This is a genomic window from Prolixibacter bellariivorans ATCC BAA-1284 (assembly GCF_000621705.1).
Classification (GTDB): domain Bacteria; phylum Bacteroidota; class Bacteroidia; order Bacteroidales; family Prolixibacteraceae; genus Prolixibacter; species Prolixibacter bellariivorans.
In genome coordinates, this window is the sequence record NZ_JHXO01000009.1 from 1 (window position 1) to 12,853 (window position 12,853).

Sequence of the window (12,853 nt, forward strand, 5' to 3'; positions counted from 1 at the left end):
ACCCGCACACTCTCGCTGCGCACACCACTCCATTTATTTATATAGGCATTATACGAACGAAGGTAATATGTATCGTTCGCCGTAAACGTTTTCGTACCTGAGCTGTTCGAGGTTGACATTCCCGTACTGTTGGTCTGCCAGTAGTATACCTCTCCGGACGGAGCCGATGGTTTGGTGGCCACCGTCTGACCGTCACTGTAACTAAATGTCGCGGCTACAGGCGTCGATGGCGTGTGATACACCCGCACACTCTCGCTGCGCACACCACTCCATTTGTTTATATAGGCATTGTACGAACGAAGGTAATATGTACCGTTCGCCGTAAACGTTTTCGTACCTGAGCTGTTCGAGGTAGACATTCCCGTACTGTTGGTCTGCCAGTAGTATACCTCGTAAGCAGGCGCTGACGGCTTGGTTAATACCGTCTGCCCGTCGCTGTAACTCACGATTGGAGCTGCTGGCGTTACCGGATCTTTATACACCGACACTTTTACACTGGAAGTATAGACACTCCCGCAACCGCCGTTATCTGTCACCTGCCGACGATACCAGGTAGATTGTGTCAGGTTACCGGGCGAATAACTCACCGTATTGATATTATCAACAGGTGTCCAAGTACTATTATTGTTAGACTTCCACCATGTATATTTTAAATCTCCGGAACCTCCGGAAGCACTTTGCCCACTTAACGGATTGGGTTTGCTGTTGTAGGATATATTCTGTGTCCCGCTGATACTGCCGGCCTTCAATTGCCCGTGAACCATGATCGCAACGCTGGGAGTATATTTCCGTTCGCAACCATCATAAACCTCCCTGCGGTAGTAATGGGTCGATGTCAGCTGTTCGGGTGGGCTATAGCTTGTTCCCGTGCCCCCGGTTGTGATATAGCTCCAGTTGCTGTCATCTGTAGATACCTGCCATTTATACTGGTACTTACTTGAACCTGCGCCACCAGTGGGCAGAGAGCCGCTTTTTATTTCTCCGGCCAGGCTGTTGTAACAAATCCAACGGGTTCCACTTATGCCGCCAGGCGACAGGGAAGCTGCCTGCTGCGTGATACTCGCACTCCCGGACATACCGGACTGACAGCCCTTGTCCGAAATGCCAATAATCGTATAATTACCTTTGGCTGTAAGTCCGTCCCAGGTCATCAAATCACCGGTGCCCGTCTTACTGCTTACCGCTGTCCCGTCCCGGTACAATGTATAAGTCACATTTGTCTCACTGCTTATCAAATCAATACTCGCACTGGTGATACAGGGGGTCAGTATACCTCCGCCTCCAAAACTGAAAGAACCGGGGACCTGATTTACCGTAACGGTTGCCGAACCCATAATCTTACTTAATCCGCTTTTTGTGCCAACAACAATATAGGTACCCGCTTCTTTCTGCTTTCCAAAATCCAAAGCCGCGCCGGTACCGGATAAAGTTCTGAGCGTTGTTTCTCCTTTACTTAACGTATAGCTAACGCCGGTCTCAGACCCGCTTATCCCTATATTAACGCCTGAGCCGCCAGAACAATAACTCCCGCCACCGGTTACACCAAAACCTGCAATCTTAATACCATCTTGAGAAATAGCCACTCTCATCCCACTAACCAAAATTGTAGCGCTACGTGGTCCATCAGTTGTCGTGTTTGTCGGACATACAACAGTAAAGCCGGTTGAACCTACATCCTGGATTGACAGCCATGATGCCGATTTAACTGCACTGTAAGTACAGGTTCTATCTGACTTCAATACCGAGATGTATTTTGAGCCTCCGCTAATGGGGAAACTTACTATTTGCGGAGACACCCCCATAACACACTCATCAATTCCGGGTTGTGGTATTTGCCCGTATAATTCTGCATTCAAGGAAAGCAAGACAAGAAACAACAATATTACTTTTATTAATTTCATTGGATCAAATTTTAATATAGCCATAATTATGGGTGTGCATAGTGATACTTGTAATGCTGAACAATGTTCCCTTTCGAATCCCGGGTACTTTCCAAACGACCGAAAGAATCATAGTTGTAATAGGTAGTCTGACCATTGGGATCGGTCATGGAGGTAATGCCCACCAGGGGCTGGTACGAATAGGTCGTCATCCTGGCATCTTCGGGAAATACCCTGATTTCATCAAGCTTTTGCCCACTGGTTGTTATCGTGGAATTGTAGTTGACAATACCGCTGTAAATCCATTCTGAACCGGCCCAATACCAGTAGCTCATCTTCAGGCCAACCGTCGATGGCGGTGAAAACTTGCCCGAAAATGAGAAGGTACCACTATTCAGTACTTTGGTGCCTGTTTTGGCCATATTCAAATCTCCGTTGGTAAACGTTGTCCCGTCGTCTTCAAAACTGGTATAATAAACATATGCTGGCGAAGCATTGATTACTTCTGCAGTCATATAACGGTCGTTATATCCCCACAGGTAACTGTGTAGAATTCCATCCTTTGTGAGCACTTCCAGCGGATTTCCGTTTGGTGAATAGCTCATTACCTGATCCTTCATTACATATTCAGGTCCCGATGGAAAGCGCTCCAGTTCATAGGATTTGGATGGCATAATCAGCGTGGAACTTCCTGACTGATATTCTTTGAATTCAGTTTTATAACCTGAAGTTACCACCGGACCGGTCAGAACGTCGGTTACCGTAGTGGTCTTTTCAAGAAGCGATGATATCATGTTCTGGTCAACCATTTCCTGTACGACAGCCGGGGTTGTTCCGCTGCTGCTGATCTCCGGATACCCGAATCCTGTTTGTACAATCTTGCCGTCGCTTCCTTCTATTTGATATGAGATTAACTGGTTCCTGTCATTATAAATATATCCTTCGTCACGGCTGATGCTGTCTCCATCGTCTGAATAAGTAGTTACATATTTCGATGATAAAAGAGATGTACCGATGATGTTGGTTTTTCCGGTAAAAAAGGTACCAATGTTGGCGTATCGGGGATACATGTCGGTTGGATAAGGATTGGTATTCACATAATCCACTGAACTGAAAGTTTGATAGCTCCATCCGTCCATTTCTTTTCGAACCAATGCATAGTCCTGCCCGTCGAACCGGTAGTCGTCCTTTTCTACTAAATTATCATAATGATATCGCTCAGATTCGTAAGACAACACATTACCATAATACCGTGGCGATTCGAAAAAAGCAATGTTACCGGCCATATCATGCCCCCAGATATCATACCGGTAAACCGTCTTTCCAACGGTCTTTTCCGGCGTATAATTATTCCCTTCTCCAATACTGCCGTAGAATACTGTTACCTCCGGATATACTACCGGAGGCCTTCCATTTAACACCCTGCGGAAATTCAGGGCACTGAAACTGCATATCCATTTCCACTCTTCACTGGCAAAATACATGTCGTTAAACGGATTGCTAAATGCGGTGTGTTCTCCGGACGGTGACAGGCCAAGGATCATATTCCGCAAAGGAAAGGTAAACGGAGAATAAGCACTTGGAAAAAAGTACGTGTAATTCATGTAGGTGAGTATATTCGGATCGACAACCGCTTCACCGAGCCCCGTGTGAATGTTGGGATAATTCTCAGCATTGGAATCATAGCCGTTAGCCGGATCGTAACCTTCACCGTAGGCTTTTCCATACCGAAAATCCTTCTCGCCTGCCTGGTGCCCGTCCAAAGTATAATTGGTTATTTTCTTTATTCTGAAACCGGCGGCATTGGCCACAACTCGTTTATCTCTATCGTATATGTAGCTACCGTCGGCATCTGTTGAGGTCAAAAACTTATGGTTCTCAAATTCAAAATCGGTATACCCTCCTGTGGGATAAGTCAAACGGGAAAGCACACCATGGCTCTCAGGAGTAGCAGGCTGACGGGTATTAAAGCTCGTTGTCGATAATTTAATCTTATCATAGGGGCAAACATCCTGAGATAATTTTGTAATCTGCATTGCCTTGCCCGAAGAAAAGAAATAAGGTATATCATCAACATCAAACTCCACAAACAAATTAAGGTTCCCCACCTGGCCGTTGTCAGGATAGTCATTTAAATAGCCCCAATGATCGGTACCTCTGAATATGTAACTTGTATTGTTGTAAGCGCATTTATATACCTGTTTAGAGCCTGGCGAATCAGTTCCTTTTATTGTCACACTATCCAGTTTAGCTAACGGGACTGTAACTGTGCCATAATATCCGGTTACATTTTCCTTGCTCATCGCCAGGTCGATTTCCCGTATCAAAGCCGAATTCTCCCGGATTCGAATTCTACGGACATAGTTATAGGTGGTTGTCGAACTACTGTTCTGATAGACTAAAACAATGCTGGTATTCCCGTAATTGATCGATGAAAGAAGTTTCATTTGGTAAGTGTATGGCTGGTAATCGGGAAGGTCATGAAGCGAAGAGCCATGAACAAGAGAGTAGTTACCCGAAGGAGCGACTTGATCGACAACGGCGATTCCCGGTTCTTTAAAGGTGGATGCATAGTTTCTTATATTGTAACTGTAGGTGAAGATTATAGGTTCCGGAGAATAAGGTAAATCAATCCGGGTGAGCTGCCATGAGACATAACTTCCGTTATACGCTCCCCCGGTTTGATAAGGTGTATCGCTGCCCGCAAAAGTGTATTTCACCCCGTTTTCATCTATAACTGTAAATGATTCAATATTGCCGGTTGTATAGCTACACGATATTTTTACATGCTGTTTGCCCGATATAGTATATGCCAACTGACCATCTCTCCTGTCGATAACAAAGTCGAATGACCGGCCATCAGGCAGCTTGGCATTAAACTTATCATGGGCATAATTGTAGTTGGTCAGGCATGTAGGACAATCGGAATAGTAGTCGGAAAAATGCTGCGTTTCGATATTAAAATTTCTCCATTCATCCGGAACATACTCAATCGTTCTCGATATGCAACTGTTAACAGAAAGCCCCCAGCCATACCCAAAAACGTCATAGTTGTATCCGGGCTTGAGGGGAGACGGGTAATACTGTAAAGTAACAGGCAACTTATATCCCCTGTCATTTATCATATAAAGCGGAAGGGAGATATCGGGTATCCCTGTTGAATAATTGATGTCAATGTCCCCATATCGTCGAATGGCTGTTGCCTGGGGCGAAGTTGGTATTGACGGAGACAGGGTTTGAATATCCTGTCCGTCCAGTGTAATGACACTGCATACAAACAATATCATCAATACGTTAGTTTTGATAATTTTTATTAGCATAAATTTTTCATTTTAAACATCAAATCGACTGAGTTTGGTTATTACAATTCTGTTATGTAACATAAAAGAGTCTTAATTCCTGATCCTTATAAGGATCGGCGACGGGTAGTTGTAACTTCCCGTTCCGGATACCGAATAAGGGCATGCAACGCCGGCAGGAGGCTGTTAACCTCCTACCACGGCAATATCAGCATCCAGCCGGCCGGATGACAGATCCTTATGACCTTTCATTATCGCCCGTACTTCCACATGATAATCGCCTGCTGCCAGGGCCGGAGCCAGGAAATGTAGTTCGCCGGGTTTGTTCAGCGAAATCACCTCCACACGGGTTTCGGTGGCATCGTTGGCAATGAAGAAGATGCCCTGTGCCGGGTCCGAAGCATCGTACTTGAGGTAACTGCCCCGCAACGTAGCCAATCCGGCTGAGGTGAGCTGGTCGTTCACACTACCCGTAGCCGCATCGACCAACTGATCGATAACCGGGCCGGCCTTTTCTCCGCGCACCTTCTGGGTCTTCACTGAATCCATCACTTTACGCAGTTCCACACCCGGGCTCAGGTTGAACCGGATGCTGTGACGTGAGGGATCGAACGAGTCGTCGAGCCCGTTGAATACTCCTTTGATGCTCATGTTCAGGTTAAATACGGGAGTGGTAATGTTATTGCCCAGGGCAGCCTGTTCGCAAATCACTTCCCTCTCCATTTTCAGTACCGCCATAATATCGGTGGCGGTGAGCGTAGAGCCCCGTTTCAGCATTAATTGGATAATCGCCTCCTGGTCGAGGCTGATGGCATTGGTGGTTACTGCCATGTAGTCGTTGGGATCGCTTGTCAGATGGTTCTCAAATAAAGCGTAGTTCAATACATCATTCTCCATGATAGGTTGTTTGGTCATTTGTTTATGCCAGTTGCCAGAAACGATCTCCCGGAAAGATTTTTCAGTCTTTTTACCCCTGCCCTGAAGGGTAAATCCTGAAAAATCAAATTTCCCTTTAAACTCCGAATTTCTGCAGGCAAAGCAGGAAACGGGATTTTTTCTGATTCCGATTCGTTTCAGACAACAGTTTGGTTAAAACAGTTTGGTATATCCTTCGCCGAAGGAAAACAGATTTCCTTCTATCCGCGAAAGTTTTGAGAGGACGCGATTATTGGAACGTTGGAGATATACACGTTTCTCCGGTATCCCAATAACCGGTTAGGTAGCATTACAATGAAATTGGGTGAACCGCTGATAGGCAGTTCATGGTCGGATGGAGACTTTTAACTTACTTTTTCATATCTTTGAGGTTTAGCGGGAACTGCTATTCCCGGTGAATAAATTAAAGGTTGGCCCTCCGGTTTTCCGGAGGGCCTTTTTATCCGTTGTTTCGTTATCCCTAAGCATAAGTCCAACTATCTGGCAAACTACATACCCCCATCACTTTCTTCATTGAAGAGTAACAGATATAAACCTTAGCCTAAAAGCAAAGGGACATCAATTATATGTGATTCGTGGCCGCTTATAAAAACAGTAGCTGTAAGAACAATCTTTTCATTTCTTCAGAGTTAAAACTGAAACAGGTTAAACAAATTGGTTGTTTGAATACGTTTATGGCGGGTAAAAGCAGCAAGGTGGGCATGGCCATTAACATATTACACTTATTAATACCTAAAATAACCTATTGGTTACCCCCTTTTTTCGATTAATTTCTGTTAAACACCAAGACAATAGTTACTCCTGAATTCTACTCAACTATTTCACTGCATTTTATCCCAACAGAGTATCATTAACTGAAAATCTTCTTCAATTAAAAGACCGCACTGTCTTAATAAAAGATACTTTCCCAACTGAACCATTCCCCCTAAAAACCGTTGACTTATTCTAACCATTGGGAGGATAGCCAAATGAAAAAGATTGCAACCCTAGGCCCGAAAGGAACCTATTCGGACAAAGCCACCCAAATATTCAGAACGCAGTTGAATGATGGATATGAGATCGACTATTATCCTTCCATCAAAAAAGTACTGAATGCCATTGGTAAAACATGCGATTACGGAGTGTTGCCCATTGAAAACCTAACGGAAGGCTTTGTATCCATTGTACTCGACTACCTGGTAGCGTCCGAATTAAAAATAGCTGCAGAAGTAATGCTGCCCATACGCTTTTCGTTTGTTGGAAAAGCTACAAGTATGAAAAACCTGAAGCGTTTGTACGTTCAGTTTGTTGCCAAAGGACAATGTGCCGATTTCATTGATTCGCTGGAAAACGTGGAAATCATTACAACACAAAGCAACATGGAATCACTCGAAAAAGTAAAGGAGAGCACCAATGCCGATGGAGCCATCGTGCCTTCCGATTCCTATACCGAAACCGAGTTTCCCCTGGTAATTGAAAACGTAAACGATTATCCCAACAATGCCACCCGCTTTCTGGCTTTCTCAAACAATGCCTCACCCGATGCATATTCCCCCGGGGAAAATCACAAAACTTCGCTAATCGTAATTGACGATAACGACCGGGCCGGATTACTGGAAGGCATCCTCTCCTCCTTCGCTAAACGGAACATCAACCTCACCTCCATTGTCTCGCGCCCAACCGGTCAGGCATTTGGTAAGTACCATTTCTTCATCGATTTTGAAGGACACACCCAGGAAGAGCAAGTCACCGCCGCATTGGATGAGATAAAAACGATGAACAAAGTAAAAGTGCTTGGCTCCTATTCGAAATCGGACATTATGAAAAGGTAATCGTGTTACATGTCTAAATCTGTTTGAATTCCCTTATGAAACAATCTTGAAAACATAAAATTCGTTTTCACATTATGATTCGAATCCATTACTTTTATATGCTAAGGGAATAAAGGGGAACAAGCACACTAAACATTTCTCAGCGAGAAAATGCAGGTTCACCGGCAAATCAAATTTGTAGAGAACGAATTCCAGATGAGCATTCTGAATAAACGAAATATAGTCCTGTTATTCTGTCTTCTAACATTCTCCGGAATGGCTTATGGTCAGACGAATCCGCTTGAACGACTCAATTTTCTAATCGGAGACTGGAGTGGTACCGGGAAAGGATACAATGATGCAACATCGAAAGTGGAGATTTCCTTTTACTACATCATGCAGGGAAAATTCATCGGGATGGATGCGGAATCGAGATTTGCTCCTGCCGGGAAGAACGAGAAAGGCCAGTTTCACCAGGAAAAAGGTTTTTTCAGTTATGACGAGGATCGAAAACTGATTATTTATCGTCAGTTTAGCAACGATGGCTATGTTAACCAATACTACCTAAACGACACCATCTCTACAGCCCGCACCCTCGTTTTCGACACAGAAAACACCGAGAATTTCGTTCCCAAAGGAAAAGCCAGGTGGATTATCCAAAAAGAAGGTGAGCATCAGCTTAGTATTTCATTCAATGTAGCTTTCCCAAAGCAGGAGTTTGTCAATTTTGGCTCGCAACAATTGACGAAGAATCGATAAAAGAGACCGAGTATTTTCTGACCAGGCTAAAATCATAAAATAAAAAAAGCCTGTCAGAAGGAATCGCTTCCTCCGGCAGGCTTTCATCATATCACTCAATATTTATTCTTACCAGGAAAGAACAGTCTCTCCTTTAGCTGCTTCCAGTGTAACTGTCTGCGTGTTGCCTTCACCTTTTTGCAGGTTCATCGTTTTCCGTCCCACTTTTACTGAATTCATGGCATTGAAACCATGCAGTACAATCTCAATTTTATTGAATTTTGAAGTATAATCTCCTTCTGCTTTGCCAATGGTAATCTTCTTCTCCGTCGGATTGAAAGCGAATTCCCGCTTCAAAAAATGACCATCCTGATATTGGTAAGTCGTTCCGTCATCTTCGTAATACAAATACTGGTTTGGTTGAGAACCGTTGTAAATATTCAGTTTCAGGATACCGTCACCTTTTTGTGCCGTATTCTGAACTGTGGACTGCATGGGAATAATGGCACCAGCCTTCACAAATACAGGCAAGTCTGACAATGGCGCATCCACAATGACCGATTGACCTCCATCGTACTTTTTACCCGTGCTTTTGCGGTACCAAACGCCTTTCGGCAGATAAACCCGTCCGAAGTTCTGTTTGCTGGAAACCGGGGCTACGAGAATGGAGGGACCGAAAAGGTATTCATCCTGGAAATCCGGATTATAGATATTCTTATCGAACGTATAGTTGATGGCCAATGACCGGGCAATCGGCATTCCTGTTTCATGTGCCTGATAGAAAGCTGAGTAAATGTATGGCAGTAATTGATAACGCTCATCAATGTACTTCCGTGAAATGGCTTCCACATCTTCGCCAAAGGTCCACGGTTCATGAGCCCGGGAGTTATACTCCGAATGACTGCGGAAGAAAGGAGTGTAAGCTGCGATGGAAATCCAGCGAGCAAACAATTTACGGGTCGTCGTTCCTCCCATGAAGCCACCGATATCGGCTCCAACATACGGTACTCCTGCCAATCCCATGGAGTTAATCAGCCGCGATGCCAACAGCATATGCTCGTCAGAGGCTACATTGTCTCCGGTCCAGATAGCTGAGTAGCGCTGTATTCCTGCGTAAGCTGCGCGGGTAAGCACCAACGGACGTTTACCATCCATCAGTTTGGTAGCGCCCTGATAGGTACTACGGGCCATTTGCATGCCATAAACATTGTGCGCTTCCTCCATAGTTCCCTTGTGGCCTTCCATATCGAATTCCACCAGATTAGGCACCATATTTCCCCACGAAGCCGGCTCATTCATGTCGTTCCAGAACCCGGTTACTCCGTCGGAAATCAGTCCTTTATAGAGATTTCCCCACCAGGTCCGTACTTTCGGATTGGTGAAATCGGGAAAGTTGCAGGTACCTGGCCAAACATCGGCCGACCAATTGGTTCCGTCGGGATATTTCACGAAGCAATCGTTCTTCAAACCGCTGTCGTAAGCCCAATAACCTTTTTCTTTCTTCACGCCCGGGTCGACAATGGTCACGATATGGAATCCCATGTCTTTCAACGAATCAATCATGGCCGACGGATTCGGAAAACGCTCTTTGTTCCAGGTAAACACCTTATAGGCATCCATGTAGTGAATGTCGAGGTAAATCACATCGGCCGGGATTTTCTTCTCGCGGAACGTGCGGGCCAGGTTCAATACTTCCGTGTCCGGGAAATAGCTCCATCGGCTTTGCTGGAAACCCAGTCCCCAAATGGGAGGCATCTTGATTCGCCCGGTCAGGTTGGTATACTCCTTCAGCAAATCAGCGACCGATTGACCTCCAAAGAAGTAATAATTCATCTCGCCATCGACCGCACCAAAACTGGAAAACCGGTTGTTCGATGCACCAAAATTGAATGTTGCTTTGTACGTGTTGTCGAAGAATATTCCGTAGGCCAATTGGTTATGCAAACCAATATAAAAGGGCAACGATGTATAAAGCGGATCTCCGTTTAAGGCATAAGCCGGATTATCAGTATTCCAATCCACATAAGCCGAACCACGACGATCGAGGTTACCGGTTTTCTCACCAAGTCCGATGAACCTTTCATCGGGCTGTAGTTTTTTGTAACAAGTGGTTCCGGTCCCCAGCCAACTGATACCCAGGCCTGGATCGTCCTCATTCAGCAACTTACCTTCTTTATTGTAAAAACGGACCAACACCGGATTCTTATTCACCTCCACGGTCAACTCACCGGTCGATAGCACCAGTTTGTCTTTTTCGTCCTTCACGGAAGTAAATTTTCCCGAAGGCTCAGTAATCACGGCATACGAAGGCATGTTACTAAACTCGCCCTGCGTGGCACGAACCCGAACAACTTCAGGGCCATAAACCGTTAACGAAAGCCTGGCGTTGTCGGCCGAAATTAAGACGCCATGCGGAGTCTCTTTCCAGGAATTAAAATTCCCAATCTGTACACTTAATCTTCCTGCTGCAAATGATGACATACTCATAACGGATGCAAACATAACAGCAAAAATCATTTTCCGGATTGTCTTCATGTGTTTTAGTTTATTGACATTTGGCAAACAAGACACATCGATTTCTGATACACATCGCATTGATATATGCCAGAATTCAATGTCTCCTTATACCAGTATTCGCTTTTTCAGAGATAAACACCGGTAATATTCCACTACGTTGTATGGTTTGGTAGGTAGTTGAGTGTGCCAGTTCCAAGGATCAAAATTAAAGCTTTGGCCGAATTATCTTTCATAATTTTCAAGAAACCTTTTCATGTGAGCCGCACAAATACGCGGTTATTTCTCAGATGCGTCAAAAAAAGCGTCGATTCTCTTCAAATATCAAAACAGTTCCAATTGCCCGTCATCCAGGTTCTTCCTCGTTTTCTTTTTGTCATCAAACACTGTTCGTCCGCCAAAAGCTTTTGATTCCCTTCTCTCATGCTGTACATATTTTTCGAACCGTTCGGGATTAGGAATAAAATCCTTCTCCAATCGAAACAGCAACTCAGATAGCTTCTTGATAGAGTGCTTTTTTTCAGTCTCACCAATTTTTGCCTTTTGAACCGCATCCTGAAGAAAACGAATAGATTCGTCGTAAACGGTGGTTTGCACCGGAAATGGATGTCCATCCTTGCCACCATGCGCGAATGAGAAACGGGCCGGATCGTGAAAACGCGAAGGTGTTCCGTGAATCACTTCGCTAACCAGGCTCAGCGAACGTAAGGTCTTCGGTCCCAATCCCTGCAGCAAAAGCAAATCATCAAATTTTTCGAACTGATTGTCATAAGCCATAGCGAGAACTGTTCCCAGGCGTTTCATGTCCACATCAGTCACTCGTACTTCATGATGACGGGGCATCAGCACTTTTCTTATCTCCGGAAGCATCCTGCCTGGGTTCTCACGGCCGATATTTAAGATTCCTTCACGGGAAGGCTCAGCCAGATGTGCCGTCAGATTCAGAATCAGTCCCTCATTCTGCCCAATTACCGCTGTGTGTGGTTCGTCAACAAACGAATTTACTTTCTCTGAAAGCCAATGGTAGCGTCGGGCCATGTTATTGCCTTCATTCATTCCCTGCTGAACGACTGCCCAATTTCCATTTTCCGTCAGAATGAAAGAATGCAGATACAACTGAAACCCATCCTGCAGTGCTGTGTTGTCGACTTTAGCCGTCAGCTTACTCGTACGAACCAACTCGGTTCCGTTCAATCCGGTGCGGTCAGCAATTTGCAAGAGCTCATCCGGCGTTTTCCGGGAATGCTTCCCCCGGCCACCGCAGACGTAAATTCCCAACTCCTTCGAAACCGGATTCAGAGCATGTTTCAAAGCTCCCATCACCGAAGTCGTTATGCCTGAAGAGTGCCAGTCCATTCCCAAAACAGCACCAAATGACTGAAACCAAAACGGATCGCTGATACGACGGAGAAACTCATCCGGGCCGTACTCTTCCACAATGGCCTCGGTAATTGCCAGTCCCATGGTTCTCATACGCTCATACAACCATGCGGGAACCCGTCCATAATGTAATGGCAAATCAGCCTGTCCCGATCGTCTCATCGAATCTGCTCTTACAACTTAAAGTACATTTGTAAAGATAACTTGATTCTTCGAACAACTTAAAATTAATGTTTCTGTTTCTATACTCTTAAAATAAGGACAAATTATGCATATATACCTCTGATAATGCACTATATCAAGAACAAATAATTTT

At 44.8% G+C, this 12,853-nt stretch carries 7 protein-coding genes; 2 read left to right on the top strand and 5 right to left on the bottom strand.

Annotated features, from left to right (window positions below):
* The 3 genes from T426_RS23545 to T426_RS0111855 form a co-directional block, all read right to left on the bottom strand.
* Window positions 1–1,901, bottom strand: a 1,901-nt coding sequence (locus tag T426_RS23545; protein WP_157604987.1) for a hypothetical protein, incomplete at its 3' end; no start/stop codon positions are given.
* A gap of 26 nt (window positions 1,902–1,927) precedes the next feature.
* Entirely contained in the window at window positions 1,928–5,200 is a 3,273-nt protein-coding gene (locus T426_RS0111850) for an RHS repeat domain-containing protein (protein ID WP_027585750.1), read from the bottom strand.
* A 165-nt stretch (window positions 5,201–5,365) separates the two neighbouring features.
* Entirely contained in the window at window positions 5,366–6,076 is a 711-nt protein-coding gene (locus T426_RS0111855; RefSeq protein ID WP_036985443.1) for a DNA-binding domain-containing protein, read from the bottom strand.
* A 1,007-nt stretch (window positions 6,077–7,083) separates the two neighbouring features.
* On the opposite strand from T426_RS0111855, the gene pheA reads away from it, so the two are divergent.
* The gene (gene pheA, locus T426_RS0111860) at window positions 7,084–7,926 is read left to right on the top strand and encodes a prephenate dehydratase (protein ID WP_025866274.1); all 843 of its coding nucleotides are present in this window, start codon (window positions 7,084–7,086) and stop codon (window positions 7,924–7,926) included.
* Window positions 7,927–8,121: 195 nt separating this feature from the next.
* Window positions 8,122–8,664, top strand: a complete 543-nt coding sequence (locus tag T426_RS0111865) for a heme-binding beta-barrel domain-containing protein (RefSeq protein ID WP_159103394.1) — start codon at window positions 8,122–8,124, stop codon at window positions 8,662–8,664.
* Window positions 8,665–8,772: 108 nt separating this feature from the next.
* On the opposite strand, the gene T426_RS0111870 is transcribed toward T426_RS0111865, so the two are convergent.
* Window positions 8,773–11,178, bottom strand: a complete 2,406-nt coding sequence (locus tag T426_RS0111870) for a glycoside hydrolase family 31 protein (RefSeq protein WP_159103395.1) — start codon at window positions 11,176–11,178, stop codon at window positions 8,773–8,775.
* A gap of 303 nt (window positions 11,179–11,481) precedes the next feature.
* A complete protein-coding gene (locus tag T426_RS0111875) occupies window positions 11,482–12,699 on the bottom strand; it encodes a DUF763 domain-containing protein (RefSeq protein WP_025866277.1) in 1,218 nt (405 codons plus the stop codon).
* Window positions 12,700–12,853: the final 154 nt, after the last annotated feature.

Bases quoted from the DNA above. Each gene is read 5' to 3' on its own strand.
- T426_RS0111850 (WP_027585750.1), bottom strand. From the start codon at position 5,200: ATGCTAATAAAAATTATCAAAACTAACGTATTGATGATATTGTTTGTA.
- T426_RS0111875 (WP_025866277.1), bottom strand. From the start codon at position 12,699: ATGAGACGATCGGGACAGGCTGATTTGCCATTACATTATGGACGGGTT.
- T426_RS0111865 (WP_159103394.1), top strand. From the start codon at position 8,122: ATGAGCATTCTGAATAAACGAAATATAGTCCTGTTATTCTGTCTTCTA.
- T426_RS0111855 (WP_036985443.1), bottom strand. From the start codon at position 6,076: ATGGAGAATGATGTATTGAACTACGCTTTATTTGAGAACCATCTGACA.
- pheA (WP_025866274.1), top strand. From the start codon at position 7,084: ATGAAAAAGATTGCAACCCTAGGCCCGAAAGGAACCTATTCGGACAAA.
- T426_RS0111870 (WP_159103395.1), bottom strand. From the start codon at position 11,178: ATGAAGACAATCCGGAAAATGATTTTTGCTGTTATGTTTGCATCCGTT.